The following is a 16743-nucleotide window of genomic DNA, read 5'->3' as shown; positions in this document are numbered from 1 at the left end:
GCTGACGAGGGCACATCAAGGGGTGGGGTGTGCGTTGTGGGGGTGTGATCGTCGGGGTGGGGGTGCAGGGGGGTGCAAACTGGGATATGGGGGTGGTGGGTGTGCGAGGGCCGCGTGCGGTTCGGGCCCGCACTGCGTGGCCGTACGCCGCCGGGTCGTGCCCTTGCCGGGGCGCATCCCCACCGGGCCGCGCCCCACCCGGGTGCCCGCGCCGGGCCGCCTCCGCGACCGGGCCGTACCGCGCTGGGCCGCCTCCAGGCCGAAGCCCGTCGAGCTGCATTCCAGTGGGGTCGCGCCTCCGCCGGGCTGCACCCCCGCCGGGCCGCCCCCCACCCCGGGCGCACCCGCCGGGTCGCACGGGGACGGGCTGCCCCCGCCGCCGGGCCGCGCCCCGCCGCACCCCCGCCGCACCCCCGCCGCCAAGGCCGTACCTCGCCGGGCCCCCGGGGGCACCCCCGCCGGGCCGCACCTCACCCGGCCGCACACCTCACACCTTCCGGTAGGTGTACGCCTCCGTCGCTGCCGCCTCGACCGTCGCGAGGTCGGCGCCGGCCGAAGCGGTCACCACAGCCGCCACCGCACCCTCCACGAACGGGGCGTCCACCAGCCGTACTCTGTCCGGGAGTTCGTCGCCCTCCGCGATCAACGCCTTCACGGTGAGGACGGCGCTGCCGAGGTCGGCGAGGACCGCGACGCCCGCACCGCGGTCCACCCGCGCGGCCGCCGCCGCGATCAGCTCCACGCTGGTGCCGAGCCCGCCGTCGGGGGTGCCGCCCGCGGCCGCGACCGGCGCGGCGAGGCCGCCTCCCGCGAGCCCCGCGGCAAGCGCGGCGACCGCCTCGGCGACGGGACCGCTGTGCGACACGAGAACGATGCCGACCAGCGCTTCCTCAGCCACGGCCGGCCTCCCGTGCACCGTCACCCGCAGCGGTCTCGGCGAGCGCTTCGAAGAGCAGCGCCGAGGAGGTGGCGCCCGGGTCCTGATGACCGATGCTGCGCTCGCCCAGATAGCTGGCGCGGCCCTTGCGCGCCTGGAGCGGCGTCGTGGCCAGGGCACCTTGCAGGGCTGCCTCGCGCGCCGCGCCGAACGAGCCGTCAGGGCCGTCGAGGGCGTCGACGGCGGGGACGAGGGCGTCCAGCATCGTCTTGTCGCCGGGCGCGGCACCACCGAGCGCCGCCACCGCGTCGACCCCCATGCGCAGGGCCTCGGCGAACCGCGCCGCGTCGACCTCGGCCGCGTCCCCGAGCGCCTTGCCGGTGCGGCGCAGCAGCGTGCCGTAGAGCGGGCCCGACGCGCCGCCGACTGTCGAGATCAGCTGCCGCCCCGCCAGCACGAGGACGGCCCCCGGCGTCTCCGGCCCCTCCTCCTCCAGGGCGGCGACGACGGCGGTGAAGCCGCGCAGCAGATTGCTGCCGTGGTCGGCGTCGCCGATCGAGGAGTCCAGGTCCGTGAGCCGCTCCGTCTCACGGTCGACGGCGGCCGCGGCGGCAATGAGCCAACGCACGAAGAACTCGGCACGAAACACACTCAGTTCGACTCCCGGCCTCTCTCCCGCCCCCTCCATCAGACCCCCCAGCGCAGACCGGGCGTGCGCACCGGCGCGTCGTACAGCCCGAGCAGCTCCTCATCGACCTGGCACAGCGTCACCGAGGCCCCGGCCATGTCCAGCGAGGTCACGTAGTTGCCGACGAGGGTGCGCGCCACGGGAACGCCACGCTCGACGAGTACGCGCTGCACCTCGGCGTTGAAGCCGTACAGTTCGAGCAACGGGGTGGCCCCCATGCCGTTGACGAGCAGCAGGACGGGATTGCGCGGCGCGAGATCCTCCAGTACGGCGTCGACGGCGAAATCGGCGATCTCACGGGAGGTCATCATGGGACGCCGCTCACGCCCCGGCTCCCCATGAATCCCCACGCCCAACTCCAACTCCCCAGCAGGCAGTTCGAAGGTAGGACTGCCCTTGGCGGGCGTGCTGCACGCGCTGAGCGCGACACCGAAGCTGCGCGTGTTCTCGTTGACCCGCCGGGCGATCGCCTCGACGCGCTCCAGGGGCATGCCCGCGTCGGCGGCGGCTCCCGCGATCTTCTCCACGAAGAGCGTCGCGCCGGTGCCGCGCCGCCCCGCCGTGTGCAGGCTGTCGGTGACCGCCACGTCGTCGTCGACGAGAACCTTCGCCACCTGGATGCCCTCGTCCTCGGCGAGTTCGGCGGCCATGTCGAAGTTGAGGACGTCACCCGTGTAGTTCTTCACGACGAACAGCACACCGGCACCACTGTCCACGGCGGCCGCGGCCCGCACCATCTGATCCGGCACCGGCGAGGTGAACACCTCACCCGGACAGGCAGCCGACAGCATCCCCGGCCCCACGAACCCGCCATGCAGCGGCTCATGCCCGGACCCACCGCCGGAGACGAGGGCGACCTTCCCCTCGACTGGTGCGTCCCTGCGCACGATCACCCGGTTCTCGACATCGATGACCAACTCGGGATGCGCGGCGGCCATCCCACGCAACGCGTCGGCGACCACGGTCTCGGCGACATTGATCAGCATCTTCATGGGTGTCTCCTGTGAAGGTTGACAGGCAGGCCGCTGTCGGCAGTATCGACCTTGCGGCAGCGAAGGTCACGGGCGAGGACGCCGGAGGCGTGTCCTGGCCCCACTCGCTTGCGGCGAGGTCGCAGAAAATCGATGGACGCTGCGATGTCATGCGTGAACCATTCCGACCTGTGACGACGAGCATCGACCATGACCAGCCTGTGCACGGAGAAGGCTCTTCCGCCGGCCGCCCGCTGGCCCTGCTGACCGGGGTGGGTCGCACCGTCGGTATCGGGGCGGGCATCGCCCGTCGGCTGGCCGCGTCCGGGTGGGACATCGCCTTCACCCACTGGGCCCCCTACGACGACCGCATGAGCTGGGGCAGCGAACCCGGCGCGACCGAGGCGATCAGCCGCTCGCTGGCCGAGCTCGGTGCGGCCAGCACCGCGATCGAGGCCGACCTCGCCGACCCGGACACCCCGGCACGCGTCTTCGACGAGGTCGAACGGCGTGCGGGCGGCGTCACCGCGCTGGTGATGAGTCACTGCGAGTCCGTCGACTCCGGGCTGCTCGACACCACCGTGGAGAGCTTCGACCGGCACTTCGCCGTCAACGCGCGCGCCACCTGGCTGCTCATCCGCGAGTTCGGGCGCCGCTTCACCGCGGCACCCGGAACCGGCCGGATCATCAGCCTCACCAGCGACGACACCGTCGGCAACCTGCCCTACGGAGCGAGTAAGGGAGCCCTGGACCGCATCACCTTGGCCGCCACCCACGAGCTCGCCCACCTCGGCGTGACCGCCAACGTGATCAACCCCGGGCCGGTGGACACCGGCTGGATGCCCGGGGAGCTCCGGGAGCACTGCATCCGCAGCTCCCCGCTCGGCAGACTGGGCACTCCACAGGACACCGCACACCTCGTGGACTTCCTGTGCTCCAAGGAAGGCGAGTGGATCAACGGTCAGCTGCTGATGAGCAACGGAGGCCTCGCGTAAGGGGATTCACGATGTGCCGGCCACTCGCGCCGCGTAGGACCTTGCGATGAGCTCCTCCATCAGAGCGCTCTTGGAGGCCGAGTAAGCCGCCCTGCCCTCGCTGTCGGCTGCGAACCGCTGGGCCAAGGTCACCTTCAGCGCGCTGTAGCGCTGGACTTCAGCGGGCCGCTCCCGCAGGTAGTCACGGAGCAGCACGTGATCAAGGTGGGGCTTCGTACCCGCGACCACGCCGTACAAATGGTGTTCGGAAGCTGCGGGCGGGGCTTGGAAAGCCTCCCGTCCGTGAATCCCGAGGTCGCCTTCGTGCCGGTAGCCCTGCCTCGCGAGCCGGGAGATCAGCTCGGGCACGGCGGCTTCCTCGGCCACCACGATGTCGAGGTCGATGATCGGCTTGGCGGCACACCCGGGCACCGCCGTACTGCCGACGTGCTCGATGGACAGAGCCAGATCCGCGACGTGAGGGGCCAGCCCCTGCCGCAACTCTTCGAACCGCTCGGGCCATTGGGGGTCATAGGCGCTGACCACAATCCTGTTCCTCATGTCGGCAGCCTCTCAGGGGCAGGAGCTCGCCGTCCTCGACTCCGCCACCCGGCGGGCCGGTCGAGGGAGCTGCGTAGGGCGACCGTGGCGGTGGTCAGAGGCGTCCGCGGGTACATGTCCGGTGCCCGGCACGCTCACTGCCGTCGCTCCCGGCTGTGGTCGGAACATGCCCTCGGACTCAGGGGGGCCGATGATGCCGTTCTGGCCCAGGACCGTCAGGACTGGGCATGTGATCCTCGACCACTCGTCCCAGAAGGAGCGCTGGGCGTTCTCGGTCAGTGAGGCCACCATGACGTCGCGGTCGAAGCGCGGCCACCAGCCGTCGTCGCGTTCCTCCAGTCCGTTGGCCCACCCCTCGCCGACGGCGCCGCCGCCGAGGAATTCGACGGCGGCTTCCCGGGACGGGAACGGTGTCGGCCATGTGTCGAGCCATCCGCCGATCTCGTTCTGCACGTTCGGGTTCGGGCCGCCGGGGCCCGCCTCGACCAGGACGAGTGCGTGCACCAGGTGGGGGTGCGCGGCCGCGGTGAGCATGGCGGTGTGGCCGCCCAAGGACTGTTCCGCCAGGACGAGTTGGCGCAGGTCGAGCTGTTCGAGGATGGCGAGGACGTCAGCGATGTACGCGGCTCGGTCGACCTCGGCCGGGTGGCGCTCGCTGGCGCCGTGGCCGCGCTGGTCGAGGGCAATCATTCGGTGGTCCGGGCGCAGGGCCTGCGCGAGGTCGTCCCATTCGCCCGCGTGTCCGGCCGGGGCCGCGGCGACAGCGGGGACAGCCCGGAGTACGACGTGCAGCGCGAGGTCGAGGACCTGGACGCGCTGATCGGGCGCGTGGGCGGCGAGGCGATGGTCTTCGGAATGTCCTCCGGGGCCGTACTGGCCCTGGAGGCGGTGGCCCGGGGCAGCGCCGTGTCCCGGCTGGCCGTCTACGAACCGCCCTTCATCACCGACGACAGCCGCCCGCCGCTCCCGCCGACTACGTCGCCCGCCTGAGGAGTTCGTGGAGCAGGGGGCGTACGGCGATGCCGTCGCCTACTTCATGACCGCGGCGGTGGGCATGCCCGTCGAGGCGGTCGCCGGGATGCGCCAGGCCCCCATCTGGGCCGGCATGGAAGCCACCGCCCGCACCTTGCCCTACGACGGCCGGGTCATGGGCGACACCATGTCGGGCCGGCCGCTGCCCGCTGACCGCTGGCAGTCCGTCACCGTGCCCGTTCTCGTCGGCAGCGGGGACGCGGGCGCACCGCAGATGCTCACCGGGGCGCGGGAACTCGCCGCACTGGCCGTCAACTTCGCCCTGCACGTCTTCCCCGGCCAGGAGCACAACATCGCCCCGGAGGTTCTCGTTTCCGTCCTGACCGGCTTCTTCGCCAACGGCGGGGTGCAGGCCTGAGCGAGGTCTTTGCCGGGACCAACGGGGCCTGTCCATGGCCCTGGTCGGTCCCTCGAACGGGACGGTTCGGTCTGGTCAGGCGCACGGTGTACGTCGAAGCCGCTCGACCCGACGCCCGCGAGTCGTACGCCAGCGCCGCACGCCGTGCTGGACCCTGCTAGTCCGTGCTGGACCGTGCTACGACAGAACGCCCCGGAAGGCCGTCACCGCGTCACCGGAGACGGACACCAGCAGTCGCCCTCGGCCGTCGGACTCCGTCTCGACGTGTACCCGGACATCACCGGGCCTGCCCATCGCCGCCCCCTGGCGGCCGGTGAAGTCGAGGCGTCCGGCAGGTGCCGGTGCGAGCCCGTGGCGTACCAAGTAGGCGCCGAGCGGGCCGTGTCCGTTGCCGGTGACCGGGTCCTCGGCGATACCGATCGCCGGTGCGAACATCCGGGCCCAGGTGAGCAGGTCGACGTCGCCGGTGGCGCGGGTGAAGACGAAGAATCCGTTGCTGCCCATCTCGTGGCTGAGTGCCGTCAACGCGGCCGCGTCCGGTCGTAGGGCGTCGACGGCGGCGCGGTCGCGCAGGGGCACGATCACCTTGGAGTGGCCGGTCGAGACGATCTGGACGGGCGCGTCGTCCGCGAGGTCGTGGGCTGCGGCTCCAAGGGCGTGCAGGAGGCGGTCCACCTGCCTGCCGTCCCACGTCTGCCCGAACTCGGCCGCCCCCTGGTGAACGCCGATGCGTACGCGTTCCCCTTCCCGGTCGATCCGCACGCGCTGGATCAGCCCGCCGCCGGTCTTCTGCCGCAGCGAGCCGGACGGCAGCCCGTACTCGATCGCCCGGGCGAAGTGCGCCCCTACGGTGGCGTGTCCGCACGAGGGCACCTCCGTCGTAGGTGTGAAGAACCGGACGCGCACGTCGTGGTCGGCGGCGTCCGCCGGGAGGACGAAGGCGGTCTCGGAATTGTTGAGTTCGCGCGCGACGGCGAGCATGTCGGCGTCGGTCATGCCCTCCGCGCCCAGCACCACACCGGCTGGATTGCCGGTGAACGGTATGCGGGTGAAGGCATCGACCTGATACAGGGTTCTCATTCTGCGGTTTCTCCTCGGCCTGTGGCCCCGCGACCGGAGTGGGTCGGCGACCGCGGGTGTACCAGTGTCGCGCGCGGTTCACCTGTCGCCCGATCACTTATTGCCCGCTCGCGGTGAGGTTCAGGGTGGCCGGGACGTCCGAGGCGCGTCATGCCGACACCGATGAGGACGACCAGCATCCCGAGGGCGATCCGGAGACTGAAGGGTTCGTCGAGCACGAGGGCTCCCAATCCCACCGAGACCACGGGCAGCAGATAGCCGACCGTCGCGGCGTTGGTCGCGCCTTCGTCGGCGATGATCCGGTAGGTGAGGTGGAAGGTGATGCCCGTGGCGAAGATCCCAAGGATCAGCACCGCTGCCAAGGTCGCCGGGCGGAGGTTGATGGGCGTCGTCCCCCCGATCGGCAGGCAGAGGGCGGTCAGTGCGCCGGCGGCGATGAGTTGGGCAGTGGAGAGCGACAGCGTCCGGTGCCCCCGCCCGACGAGATGGCGTCCCATGTAGGCGAAGCCGACGGCGTAGCTCGCGGCGGCGGCGACGATGGCGAGGGCGGCCCATCCGACGTGCCCGGTTCCCTGCCATGGAGCGAAGATCACCACCACTCCGCCGAATCCGAGCAGGAGCCCGCCCACACGCAGCGGATGAACCGCGCGCTCGGCGCCGAGGGCGATGCCGAGCAGGAAGGACCACAGCGGGGTCGTCGCGTTCAGTACGCCGGCCACTCCGGAGTCGACGGTCTGCTGACCGATGCTGAACAGCGCGAAGGGGAGTGCGTTGCACCAGAAGGCCGCCATGAACACGTGGCCCCAGACACCGCGACCACGGGGGAGGGCCTGGCGTGCGGCCAGGCAGAGGAGCAGCAGGGTGCCGGCCCCCAGCAGGCAGCGGGTGAGGGTGACCTGCACCGGCGACAGCGCTTGCAGGGCCAGCTTGATCCACAGGAAGGTCGACCCCCACAGCAGTGCGAGTACGCCTACCCGGGCCATGGCCCACGTCCGGCCCGCAGCATCGCTCACGTCTGCTCTCCCCCCGGGTTCTCTCGGCATCGGCATGGAAACGATGCCCGGCCCCAAGCCATAAGCACAATCAAAAGATTGTGCACGTGACTTAAGCTCAGCTACATGCTTGATGTGAGGCGGCTGCAAGTGCTGCGGGCGGTGGTCACCAGCGGCTCGGTCACGGCGGCCGCGGCGCACCTGGGATACACCCCGTCCGCGGTGAGCCAGCAGGTGGCGGTGTTGGAGAAGGAGGTGGGCATCGCCCTGCTCGAACGTGTGGGACGCGGCGTTCGGCCGACGGAGGCCGGTCGGCTGCTCACCCGGCACGCGGCGATCATCAGCAAGGACATCGCCGAGGCGGAGGCGGCGCTGGCGGATCTGCGGGCCGGGAGAACGGGACGGCTGGCCATCCGGTACTTCACCTCCGTCGGCCCCGCGCTGGTCGCCCCCGCACTGACCCGGCTCCGCCGCGAGCATCCCGGCGTGCGGATCGACCTCACGTTGAACGAGTCCGAAGAGCCACTGCGGGAGGTCGAACGGGGCGACGCCGACTTGGCGATCGTCGTCGGACCGCGCGACAGCAGCCACCAGGGCATCCGCCTGGCCCACCTGCTCGACGACGAGTACCTCGTCGCGTTGCCCACCGGGCACCCGCTCGCGGCGCAACGCGTACTCGACCTCGCCGACCTGGCCGGCGAGCCATGGGTCGGCAGTGAACCGCCCGGACCCTGCCTCGATCTCATGCTCGCAGCGTGTGCCGCGGCCGGTTTCACTCCCAACTTCGTGGCGGCAAGCGAGGATTACGCCACCGCGCAGGGGTTCGTCGGAGCCGGGCTCGGTGTCGCACTCATTCCTCGCCTCGCGGTGTCCGACCGCTGTGGCGGTGTCGTCCTGTGCGGGGTGCGGCGTCCGGAGCCGGTCAGGTTCATCTACGCGGCAGTTCGGGAGGGAGTGCCGGAGCAGGGCCCTCTCGGAACCCTGCTCCAAGCACTGAGGGAAGCAGCACGGCACTCCGCAGCGGCCGACGGCGCACATTTGTCATAGACGCCGCTGTTGTGTCAGCTCGGGCCGGTGGGGGTCGACGTGTCGATGGCCAGGGAGACGGCGAGGGCGCCGAGCGCCGCACCCATCACGTACCGCTGGACCCTCAGCCATGAGGGGCGGCGGGACAGGAAGCCGGCGATCGTTCCGGCGGCGAGCACGATCGTCAGGTTGACCGCGATGCTGACCAGGATCTGGACCGCGCCGAGAGTGAGGCCTTGGAGGAGTACGTGGCCGCGCTCCAGGTCGATGAACTGGGGGATGAGGGAGAGGTACATGATGGCGATCTTCGGGTTGAGCAGATTCGTCATCAGGCCCATGGTGAAGAGTCTGCGCGGCGAGTCGTGCGGCACCGCTTCGGGGGCGAAGACCGCTACGCCGCCCGGCTTCAGGGCGTTCCACGCCAGGTAGGCGAGGTAGGCGGCGCCGGTCAGCTTCACCGCCAAGTACAGCTCCGGTACCGCGATGAAGACGACTGACAGGCCCACGTTCGTGGCGATCAGGTACACCACGAAACCCAGCACCACGCCACCGAGGGAGATCACGCCGGCGCGCCTGCCCTGTGTGATGCTGCGGGACGCGAGGTAGATCATGTTCGGGCCGGGGGTGAGCACCATGCCGAGTGCCACCATCGTCACGCCGAGGACCCCGCTCAACTGGACCATGGAACCCCTCTTGCCTTCGTTCGTTCGCTTACGCTCGGTGCAATATTGGATGATTGCTCGGAGTGTGCTGGCCGGGTTGGGCTGGGCGCGCCCTGTTTGCGGCCGCTAGGGGAGCGTATGGAGCTGCCTTGCTCGATGCAAGCGGTAAATTGCACCGATAGCAATGCTGTGATTAGGTGGGACGTTGCCGCACGTCGCTGGACGTCGCCGTCGAGGCAGGGAGAATGCGCGTCGTGAAGGACTATCAAGCCGTCGCGGACGTGGTGGCCGAGGAGATCGCGTCCGGTTCCCTCCGGCCCGGCGACCGCCTCCCCACGCAGCGCGCGTTCGCGCGGCACCACGGGATCGCCAACTCCACCGCCACACGCGTGTATCGGGAACTGGCCCGCCGGGGTCTGACGGTCGGTGAAGTGGGGCGCGGTACGTTCGTACGCGCGACGCCCGCCGCGGCGAGCACCTTCACCCCCGCCCTCACGGAGCCGGCGGCCGGCCGGATCGACCTGGAGCTCAACTACCCCGCGGTACCTGGGCAGGAGGCGCTTCTCGCGGACGGGCTGGCCGGGCTGCTCCGCCCGGACGTCCTGGGCGCCGCCCTGCGGCCGGTGGGCGTGTCCGGCGTCCCGGCCGTCCAGGAGTCCGCCGCCGACACGCTCGCCCGCGGCGGCTGGTGCCCCGACCCCGCTCGCATCCTCTTCGCGGGCAATGGACGGCAGGCTCTCTCCGCCGTCGTCGCCGCCCTCGTGCCGCCGGGGGGCCGTCTCGGCGTCGAGGAGCTGACGTATCCCGTCATCAAGGCTGTGGCCGCCAGGCTCGGCATCACCCTCGTCCCGCTGGCGATGGACGACGACGGGCTGCTCCCGGAGGCCGTGGAGGAGGCGCACGCCGCGGCGCCGCTCCATGCGGTCTATGTGCAGCCGAGGCTGCACAACCCGCTTTCGTCCAGCATGTCCCAGCAGCGGGTCGAGCACCTGGCCGAGGTCTTGGGGAAGCTCGGGCTCACTGCGGTGGAGGACGCGATCTGGGCGTTCCTGCGCGACGAGCTGCCGCCGCTTGCCGCCTGCGCCGCCGAGCGGACGGTTCTGATCGACAGCCTCTCCAAGCGCATCGCCCCGGGGCTGACCCTCGGCTTCGTGGTGGCGCCGCCCGCGCTGACGAACGAGATCGCCGCCTCCCTGCGGTCGGGCGGTTGGGGTCCCATGCGTTTCGCGCTGGAGGCCGCCCACCGCTGGCAGCGGAACGGCACCGTGCGGAAGCTGGTCGCCGCCAAACAGCGGGAAGCGGCCGTACGTCAGGAGATCGCGGCGCGGCACCTGGCCGGGTTCACCGTGACGAGCGACCCGCGCTCCTATCACTGCTGGTGGGAACTGCCTCGCCCGTGGCGGGCGGACACGTTCGTCGCCGCCGCCGCGCAGCACGGCATCGGGGTGGTGCCCGCCGCCGCCTTCACCGTCGGCGGCAACCACGCCCCCAACGCCGTCCGCCTCGGCCTCGCCTCCACCGGCCCGGACGTCCTCGCCCAGGCACTCGGCACCCTCGCCGCCCTCTGCCGCTCCGCCCCGGAGGACTTCGTCACCGACTGATGGCTGCCTGAGCGACGAGTCCTTCCCTCTTCGCCCGCGGCATTTGTAGGAGGCGGGGCTGATCCATCTGCCTCCCTGCGGTGGGCAGTCGGCCGAATCGGTGTGGTCGACGGGGCTGATGTGGCGGGCTAGGATCGCGGCGTGATGACGGCCTGGTCTCCTTCCGGTGCCCGGCGGAGCCGCTCGGCGGTGGTTCTGTGGCGGGTCGTGGGGCTGGGTCTCTTTCTGTTCGGACTGGTGTTCACACACGTGGCCAGTTCGGAGACCACGAGTCGTCATCTGGGCGTCGAGCGCGGTGTCGTGACGGCGTCGGTGGTTTCCCCCGGCGTCGCCCCCTCGAATGATGGATCGGTTTTCGCCCGGGCGCCGGAAGCCCCTCGGCACGATCATCCGCAGCAGCACACCGTCGAGGAGTGCGCCCTCGGCCAGCCACCGCAGGGACCCGGCGTCGATCTGCCCTGCCTCTCCCCGCTCGACCCGCAGGCGCAGGACGGCGTTCCCGCGTCGGCGTCCGCCCAGCGCGTCGCGGGCCGGGACTTCGTCATCCCGATAGCGCACTCGGCCGATTCCACGATTCTGCGCATTTAGGCCTGCCCGGTTCCCTGACCGGTCTGTCCTCGTTCCGGCCGCAGACGGCACGCGTTCCGCACCCGTGCCCCGGCCGGGCAGCTGCCGCGTGGAGGATTCGTGCTGCCTCGGCTGTTCACCCGTAACACGCCGCTCATCCGTAACGTCTTGTACGTTCTGTTATCGGCCGCGGTGATCGCGTGTGCCGGTGGGCAAGCCCATGCCCACCGAGCGCCGCTCGCGCCCACCGCGTGGCACACGGTCGCCGAAGCCGAAGCCGAAGCCGAAGCCGAAGCCGGAGGCGGGGGCGAAGGCGGTGGAGTGGCGGCTGTGTTGGATGTGCCCGCTTCGCCCGACCACTGTCACGAACCCGGCTCCGGCGCGGGATCCGCCGCACAGTCGTCCACCCGTCTTCCTCCGCTCACTGTCGGCGCGACACGGGCCTCGGACGCCGTGGGGGCCTCTGTGCTCCGCGCCTGTGGAGCCGCCCCGAGGGCGGCGCCGGGCGGTGGCCGTACCGCTCTCCACTCGCTGTGCAGATGGCGCATATAGGGGCCGTCGTGAGCCCTCCGTACGCGTCCACCCCCCTCGAATGAGAGCGAAGAAGCGAAGAGATGCACTCTCCCGTCGCACACGATTCCGCCCCTCTCACCCCTGCCCCTCACACCCCTGCCCCTCTCGGCTCCACCCTCCCCGGCCTGGTCGGGAACACGCCCGTCCTGCACGTCTCCCAGCCCTTCACCCCGCCGGGCCGCGGCTTCTGGGCGAAGCTGGAAGGGTTCAACCCGGGTGGCATCAAGGACCGCCCCGGGCTCCACATGGTCGAACGCGCCCGCGTACGCGGCGAGTTGGCGCCAGGTCACCGCATCGTCGAGTCGACGAGCGGCACCCTCGGCCTCGGGCTCGCACTGGCCGGTACGGTCCACGGGCACCCCGTCACCCTGGTCACCGACCCCGGACTCGAACCGTCCATGACCCGGCTGCTCGCCGCCCACGGCGCCACCGTCGACATGGTGCCCGAGCCGCACCCGGCGGGCGGCTGGCAGCAGGCCCGTCGTGACCGCGTCGCCGAACTCCTCGCGGCGGAACCCGGATCGTGGTGCCCCGACCAGTACGGCAACCCCGACAACGTCGCCGCCTACACCCCCCTGGCCCTCGAACTCGCCGCGCAGCTCGGCCACATCGACGTACTGGTGTGCAGCGTCGGCACCGGCGGGCACTCCGCCGGCATCTCCCGCGTCCTGCGGCAGCTCTACCCCGAACTGCGCCTCGTCGGCGTCGACACCGTCGGCTCGACCATCTTCGGCCAGCCGGCCCGCCCCCGCCTCATGCGTGGCCTCGGGTCGAGCATCTACCCGCGCAACGTCGCGTACGAGCACTTCAGCGAAGTGCACTGGGTGGCACCGGCCGAAGCCGTCTGGGCCTGCCGGAAGTTGGCGACGTCCCACTACGCGACCGGCGGCTGGAGCGTCGGCGCCGTCGCGCTGGTGGCGGGCTGGCTCGCCCGCACGCTCCCGCGCGACGCCCGTATCGTCGGCGTCTTCCCCGACGGGCCGCAGCGCTACCTGGAGACCGTCTACGACGACGCGTACTGCGCCGAACACGGCCTCCTGGACGGACCTCCGGCACCCGAACCGGACGTCGTGGACAGCCCCGACGAGAAGGAGGTCAGCCGCTGGACCCGCTGCGCCGTCGTCCACGACCCGCTCGCCGCACCGAACGGGCACGAGGCCGCCGAAGGTGAGGCGCGGTGAAGGCGACCCTCACCCAGTTCCGCTCCTACGACCGGAGCGTCCGGCTGCTCCTCACCAACCAGTTCACCATCAACCTCGGCTTCTACATGCTGATGCCGTACCTCGCCCAACACCTGTCCGGCACACTCGGCCTCGCCGGCTGGCTCGTCGGACTCGTCCTGGGCGTACGCAACTTCAGCCAGCAGGGCATGTTCCTCGTCGGCGGCACCCTCGCCGACCGGTTCGGCTACAAGCCGCTGATCGTCGCCGGATGCGTCCTGCGCACCGTCGGCTTCGCCACGCTCGGCCTCGTCGACTCGGTGCCGGCGCTGCTCGTCGCCTCGGCGGCCACCGGGTTCGCCGGGGCACTGTTCAACCCGGCAACGCGCGCCTATCTCGCCGCCGACGCGGGGGAGCGCCGCGTGGAGGCGTTCGCGCTGTTCAACGTCTTCTACCAGGCGGGCATCCTGCTGGGCCCGCTCGTCGGAATGCTGCTGACCGGCGTCGACTTCAGGATCACCTGCCTGGTCGCGGCGGCGATCTTCGCGCTCCTGAGCGTCGTACAGATCCGCGCGCTGCCCACCCGCAGGGGCAACGACGCGGCGGACCGCGGGACGGCCGCCGGGGACGGCATCGTCGCGCAGTGGCGCGGCGTCGTGCGCAACCGCGCCTTCCTGCTCTTCTCGACCGCGATGATCGGTTCGTACGTCCTGACCTTCCAGGTCTATCTGGCGCTGCCCCTGGAGGTGCGGCGGCTCGGCGGCGACGGCGGGTCCGGCACCGTCGCCGTCGCGCTGCTCTTCGCGGTGTCCGGCCTCACCACCATCCTCGGACAGACGCGTGTCACGGCCTGGTGCAAGGAACGGCTGACGCCCGGACAGGCCCTGGTGCGCGGGCTGTTGTGCATGGGGTGCGCCTTCGTGCCGCTTCTCGCCGCGACGGCGCTGCCGGTGCCCGGCGGAGGCGTCGGCCGGTGGCTGCTCGCCGCCGTACCGCCGATGCTGGCCGCGCTGCTGCTCGCGCTCGGCACGATGATCACGTACCCCTTCGAGATGGACACCATCGTCCAGCTGTCGGGTGACCGGCTCGTCGCCACCCACTACGGCCTCTACAACACCATCTGCGGTGTCGGCATCACCGTGGGGAATCTGCTGACGGGGGCCGTCCTCGACGCCGCCAGGGAGGCTGGGATGTCGGCGCTGCCCTGGCTGGCGCTGCTCGTCGTCGGCCTCGGCTGCGCGGGCTCCCTGCACGGGCTGCACCGGGCGGGACGCCTGACCCGCCCGGCCGCCGGCGCGCAGCCTGCCGCGACCTGACTGACCTGAGCGGGCCTTCGGCCGGCGCGCGGCACCAGCTCCGCGCGTCGGCCGGATCCAGGTCAGCTGGTCAACAGGTCCCCGGTCCACCGGGCCGGCAGCTCACGCGGAGTCGACGCCTCCGGTGCACGCGGCGCCCGGTTCCGGTGTCTGCGGGCCCTGCACGTACTTGCTGAAGAACTCCTTGACCCGCGGGTCGGCGGCACTGTCGACGGTCAGCTGATGCCCCCAGGCCGACAGCATGATGGGGCTCCGCTGCTTGGTGACAGGACTCATCAAGCTGTACGGCGTCCCGGAGACCTTGTCGCTCAGCTTCTTGATGTCGGCGGCGGGGGCCTTGTCGTTGTACGTGACCCAGACCGCGCCGTGTTCGAGCGAGTGCACGGCGTTCTCGTTCGGTATCGGCTTCTCGTAGACCGTGGCGTCGCAGGTCATCCAGGCCTGGTGGTGGTCGCCGCCGACCGGCGGCGTCATCGGGTAGTCGACCGTCTTGGTGACGTGGTCACGGCCCAGCTTCTTCGCGTCCCACGTCATCTCGCCCCGCACGGGCTTCTTGGCCGCGGCGGCGTTCTGCTCCTCCTTGTCGTTGGCACGGTTGATGGCGTACGCGCCGAAGCCGATGAGCGAGGCCACGATCACTGTGCTGACGGTGACGGTGATGATGCGGTTCCGGCGCTCGCGCGCCTGTTCCGCGCGGCGCATCTCCTCCAGGCGGGCTCTGCGCTCGGCGGCGGCCGCCTTCTTGTTCGGCTTGTGGGCCTTGGCCTTGGCCATGGGTGTTCCTTGTCCCCGCCGCGGCACGGGGGCGCGGCGGTGGTGGCGGTGTCGGGGGACGCCTGTGCGGGGCAGGCCGAAGACACGGGCCGCCCTGCCGGGATCCGCCTAGGTCCGCTGCACCTGGAGCATCTGGAGATCGGGAGAGCCGCGGTCCGAGGGCTGCTCGACCGCGGGGCCGGGCACCGGAAGTGCCTGGGGGTAGGGAGCCGGACGGTCGAAAGCCGTCAGCGAAGGACTGCCCGCGCTGAGCACCGCTCGTACGTTGTGGCCGGCGGGCGCGCAATGCCGTTCATTCCGCGGGCAGTCGGCGTCCTTCACGCGCGGCACGCGATCGTCGAAGGACGGCGCTGTGGTGGTGACGGCCGACCCCCCGGAGCCGGCCGGCGTCCCGGTGGTGGCCGTCGTGCGTCCGGCTTCCCGGTGATGCCCTTCGGGCGTGACGGGTCCGAGACACATGAACAACGCGGCCACGAGGGAGACGAGCGCAGCGGCCGACGCGACGCGGCACAAGGCGTGCCGGGCGGCTCCGGTCCACTGCGACTGTCTCATCGCAGCGCATCGTAGCGATGGCGCACCGTGGAATCGACGGGCACCCCACCCTGCCGCCCCGCGCACCAGGTGCCGCTACGCGACGGCGCCGGTCCGCGACCCGCGTACCGCCGTCACCAGCAACGCCGTGCTGCGCAGGCGCAGGGTGTTGTCCTTCTCGTGAGGGCGCAGGGTTTCTGTCAGGCGGTGGTGGGCGAGGGTGCGGGTTTCGGGGGTGGTCCGGGCTGTCAGGTGGCGTCCTGGGCCGGAGTCGAGGAGGAAGTGCGCGGCGTCGGCGGCGTCACGTCCCCAAGTTCCGTACGCCTCCACGCGTGTTGCCGCGACGTCGTCGAATCCGGCGGCGGAGAGGATCTCGCAGGTGTCGTCGGCGTCCGCCAGGGAGAACATGCCAGGACCGCCGGGCTTGCCGAAGCCTCCGACGGGGAGGAGGTCGCGCAGTTCGGTGAAGGCCCGGAGCCACTCGTTCTCCTCGGGGTACGCGCCGCAGAGGAACGCCGCGCGCCCACCGGGGCGCAGTGCACGGGCGATGTTGTCGAAGCCCGCCACCGGGTCCGCGAAGAACAGCACGCCGTAGCGGCTGATCGCGACGTCGTACGCGGCGGGTGGAAGCGCGTGGACCTGGGCGTCGCCCTGCTCGAAGGAGACGTTGGTGATGCCTTCCCGCCGGGCGGTGGCGCGGGCCCGCTCCAGCATCGGTGCCGACAGGTCGAGCCCCAGCGCGTGGCCGCCGCTCGCCCGGTGTGCGGCCAGCCTGGTGGTCTGACCCGCGCCGCAGCCGATGTCCAGGACGCGGTCGTGCGAGTGGATGCCGGCGGCGTCGAGGAGAGGGGAGTTCAGGCCTTCGTTCACCGCGTCCCAGCGGTCCTGGTTGCGGGCCCAGTGGTCCCCCTCGTAACCGTTCCATGCCTGCGCCTGCTCGGTGTTGACGATGTTTCGCACTGTCTGCCCCCCGGCGACGTTAGAATGGGCGCTCGCCCAA

General features: G+C 71.3%; 18 protein-coding genes. 7 read left to right on the top strand and 11 right to left on the bottom strand.

Annotated elements, in window-relative coordinates; genetic code table 11:
* Nucleotides 1-487: 487 nt before the first annotated feature.
* From ACZ4Z4_RS24595 to dhaK, 3 genes are read right to left on the bottom strand one after another with little or no spacing between them, the layout of a single operon-like run.
* The gene (locus ACZ4Z4_RS24595; protein ID WP_468331049.1) at nucleotides 488-898 is read right to left on the bottom strand and encodes a PTS-dependent dihydroxyacetone kinase phosphotransferase subunit DhaM; all 411 of its coding nucleotides are present in this window, start codon (nucleotides 896-898) and stop codon (nucleotides 488-490) included.
* Nucleotides 891-1526, bottom strand: a complete 636-nt coding sequence (gene dhaL / locus ACZ4Z4_RS24590; RefSeq protein WP_468331046.1) for a dihydroxyacetone kinase subunit DhaL — start codon at nucleotides 1524-1526, stop codon at nucleotides 891-893. The genes ACZ4Z4_RS24595 and dhaL overlap by 8 nt, the downstream gene beginning before the upstream one ends.
* A gap of 38 nt (nucleotides 1527-1564) precedes the next feature.
* Complete coding sequence (gene dhaK, locus ACZ4Z4_RS24585; protein ID WP_468331043.1) at nucleotides 1565-2557, bottom strand: dihydroxyacetone kinase subunit DhaK; 993 nt, start codon at nucleotides 2555-2557, stop codon at nucleotides 1565-1567.
* A gap of 170 nt (nucleotides 2558-2727) precedes the next feature.
* Between dhaK and ACZ4Z4_RS24580 the strand changes: the two genes are divergently transcribed.
* Complete coding sequence (locus tag ACZ4Z4_RS24580; RefSeq protein ID WP_468331040.1) at nucleotides 2728-3531, top strand: SDR family oxidoreductase; 804 nt, start codon at nucleotides 2728-2730, stop codon at nucleotides 3529-3531.
* A 6-nt stretch (nucleotides 3532-3537) separates the two neighbouring features.
* Here ACZ4Z4_RS24580 and ACZ4Z4_RS24575 read toward each other — a convergent pair whose 3' ends face one another.
* Both ACZ4Z4_RS24575 and ACZ4Z4_RS24570 read right to left on the bottom strand, forming a co-directional pair.
* A complete protein-coding gene (locus tag ACZ4Z4_RS24575) occupies nucleotides 3538-4071 on the bottom strand; it encodes a GrpB family protein (protein ID WP_468331037.1) in 534 nt (177 codons plus the stop codon).
* Nucleotides 4072-4083: 12 nt separating this feature from the next.
* Nucleotides 4084-4863 carry an alpha/beta fold hydrolase gene (locus ACZ4Z4_RS24570; RefSeq protein WP_468331497.1) on the bottom strand — a complete coding sequence of 260 codons (780 nt, stop codon included), beginning with the start codon at nucleotides 4861-4863 and terminating at the stop codon, nucleotides 4084-4086.
* A gap of 205 nt (nucleotides 4864-5068) precedes the next feature.
* Between ACZ4Z4_RS24570 and ACZ4Z4_RS24565 the strand changes: the two genes are divergently transcribed.
* Nucleotides 5069-5461 (top strand): hypothetical protein, encoded by a 393-nt coding sequence (locus ACZ4Z4_RS24565; RefSeq protein ID WP_468331034.1) that lies wholly within the window; start codon nucleotides 5069-5071, stop codon nucleotides 5459-5461.
* A gap of 177 nt (nucleotides 5462-5638) precedes the next feature.
* Here the strand turns inward: ACZ4Z4_RS24565 and ACZ4Z4_RS24560 are convergent, their stop codons facing one another.
* Both ACZ4Z4_RS24560 and ACZ4Z4_RS24555 read right to left on the bottom strand, forming a co-directional pair.
* Nucleotides 5639-6541, bottom strand: coding sequence for a PhzF family phenazine biosynthesis isomerase (locus ACZ4Z4_RS24560; protein WP_468331031.1), 903 nt, complete (start codon nucleotides 6539-6541; stop codon nucleotides 5639-5641).
* Nucleotides 6538-7524, bottom strand: coding sequence for a DMT family transporter (locus ACZ4Z4_RS24555; RefSeq protein WP_468331494.1), 987 nt, complete (start codon nucleotides 7522-7524; stop codon nucleotides 6538-6540). The genes ACZ4Z4_RS24560 and ACZ4Z4_RS24555 overlap by 4 nt, the downstream gene beginning before the upstream one ends.
* A 135-nt stretch (nucleotides 7525-7659) precedes the next feature.
* Between ACZ4Z4_RS24555 and ACZ4Z4_RS24550 the strand changes: the two genes are divergently transcribed.
* Nucleotides 7660-8580 (top strand): LysR family transcriptional regulator, encoded by a 921-nt coding sequence (locus tag ACZ4Z4_RS24550; RefSeq protein WP_468331028.1) that lies wholly within the window; start codon nucleotides 7660-7662, stop codon nucleotides 8578-8580.
* Nucleotides 8581-8594: 14 nt separating this feature from the next.
* Here the strand turns inward: ACZ4Z4_RS24550 and ACZ4Z4_RS24545 are convergent, their stop codons facing one another.
* On the bottom strand, nucleotides 8595-9242 hold the full coding sequence (locus tag ACZ4Z4_RS24545; RefSeq protein ID WP_468331025.1) for a LysE family translocator: 648 nt from the start codon (nucleotides 9240-9242) through the stop codon (nucleotides 8595-8597).
* 233 nt (nucleotides 9243-9475) lie between these two features.
* Here ACZ4Z4_RS24545 and ACZ4Z4_RS24540 point away from each other — a divergent pair, with 233 nt between their 5' ends.
* The 4 genes from ACZ4Z4_RS24540 to ACZ4Z4_RS24525 all read left to right on the top strand — a co-directional run bounded on the left by ACZ4Z4_RS24540 (nucleotide 9476) and on the right by ACZ4Z4_RS24525 (nucleotide 14438).
* Entirely contained in the window at nucleotides 9476-10822 is a 1347-nt protein-coding gene (locus ACZ4Z4_RS24540; protein WP_468331022.1) for an aminotransferase-like domain-containing protein, read from the top strand.
* Nucleotides 10823-10963: 141 nt separating this feature from the next.
* Nucleotides 10964-11410: a hypothetical protein gene (locus ACZ4Z4_RS24535; RefSeq protein WP_468331019.1), complete on the top strand. Its 447-nt coding sequence runs from the start codon at nucleotides 10964-10966 to the stop codon at nucleotides 11408-11410.
* Nucleotides 11411-12003: 593 nt separating this feature from the next.
* The gene (locus ACZ4Z4_RS24530; RefSeq protein WP_468331016.1) at nucleotides 12004-13143 is read left to right on the top strand and encodes a PLP-dependent cysteine synthase family protein; all 1140 of its coding nucleotides are present in this window, start codon (nucleotides 12004-12006) and stop codon (nucleotides 13141-13143) included.
* Nucleotides 13140-14438, top strand: coding sequence for an MDR family MFS transporter (locus tag ACZ4Z4_RS24525; RefSeq protein ID WP_468331013.1), 1299 nt, complete (start codon nucleotides 13140-13142; stop codon nucleotides 14436-14438). The genes ACZ4Z4_RS24530 and ACZ4Z4_RS24525 overlap by 4 nt, the downstream gene beginning before the upstream one ends.
* 102 nt (nucleotides 14439-14540) lie before the next feature.
* Here the strand turns inward: ACZ4Z4_RS24525 and ACZ4Z4_RS24520 are convergent, their stop codons facing one another.
* The 3 genes from ACZ4Z4_RS24520 to ACZ4Z4_RS24510 all read right to left on the bottom strand — a co-directional run bounded on the left by ACZ4Z4_RS24520 (nucleotide 14541) and on the right by ACZ4Z4_RS24510 (nucleotide 16703).
* Nucleotides 14541-15212, bottom strand: a complete 672-nt coding sequence (locus ACZ4Z4_RS24520; protein WP_468331010.1) for a DUF3105 domain-containing protein — start codon at nucleotides 15210-15212, stop codon at nucleotides 14541-14543.
* A 108-nt stretch (nucleotides 15213-15320) separates the two neighbouring features.
* Nucleotides 15321-15764: a hypothetical protein gene (locus ACZ4Z4_RS24515; protein ID WP_468331007.1), complete on the bottom strand. Its 444-nt coding sequence runs from the start codon at nucleotides 15762-15764 to the stop codon at nucleotides 15321-15323.
* A 75-nt stretch (nucleotides 15765-15839) separates the two neighbouring features.
* Nucleotides 15840-16703, bottom strand: a complete 864-nt coding sequence (locus ACZ4Z4_RS24510; RefSeq protein WP_468331004.1) for a class I SAM-dependent methyltransferase — start codon at nucleotides 16701-16703, stop codon at nucleotides 15840-15842.
* Between the last annotated feature and the right edge of the window lie 40 nt (nucleotides 16704-16743).

The organism is Streptomyces sp. NPDC030245 (assembly GCF_055572995.1).
The sequence above is the reverse complement of the archived record's forward strand: the minus strand, read 5'-3'. Positions and strand labels throughout refer to the sequence as shown.

What these genes read in the sequence shown, in the direction of transcription:
- dhaK (WP_468331043.1), bottom strand. Translation starts at nt 2,557, where the DNA reads ATGAAGATGCTGATCAATGTCGCCGAGACCGTGGTCGCCGACGCGTTG.
- ACZ4Z4_RS24575 (WP_468331037.1), bottom strand. Translation starts at nt 4,071, where the DNA reads ATGAGGAACAGGATTGTGGTCAGCGCCTATGACCCCCAATGGCCCGAG.
- ACZ4Z4_RS24560 (WP_468331031.1), bottom strand. Translation starts at nt 6,541, where the DNA reads ATGAGAACCCTGTATCAGGTCGATGCCTTCACCCGCATACCGTTCACC.
- ACZ4Z4_RS24555 (WP_468331494.1), bottom strand. Translation starts at nt 7,524, where the DNA reads ATGGCCCGGGTAGGCGTACTCGCACTGCTGTGGGGGTCGACCTTCCTG.
- ACZ4Z4_RS24550 (WP_468331028.1), top strand. Translation starts at nt 7,660, where the DNA reads ATGCTTGATGTGAGGCGGCTGCAAGTGCTGCGGGCGGTGGTCACCAGC.
- ACZ4Z4_RS24545 (WP_468331025.1), bottom strand. Translation starts at nt 9,242, where the DNA reads ATGGTCCAGTTGAGCGGGGTCCTCGGCGTGACGATGGTGGCACTCGGC.
- ACZ4Z4_RS24530 (WP_468331016.1), top strand. Translation starts at nt 12,004, where the DNA reads ATGCACTCTCCCGTCGCACACGATTCCGCCCCTCTCACCCCTGCCCCT.
- ACZ4Z4_RS24520 (WP_468331010.1), bottom strand. Translation starts at nt 15,212, where the DNA reads ATGGCCAAGGCCAAGGCCCACAAGCCGAACAAGAAGGCGGCCGCCGCC.
- ACZ4Z4_RS24515 (WP_468331007.1), bottom strand. Translation starts at nt 15,764, where the DNA reads ATGAGACAGTCGCAGTGGACCGGAGCCGCCCGGCACGCCTTGTGCCGC.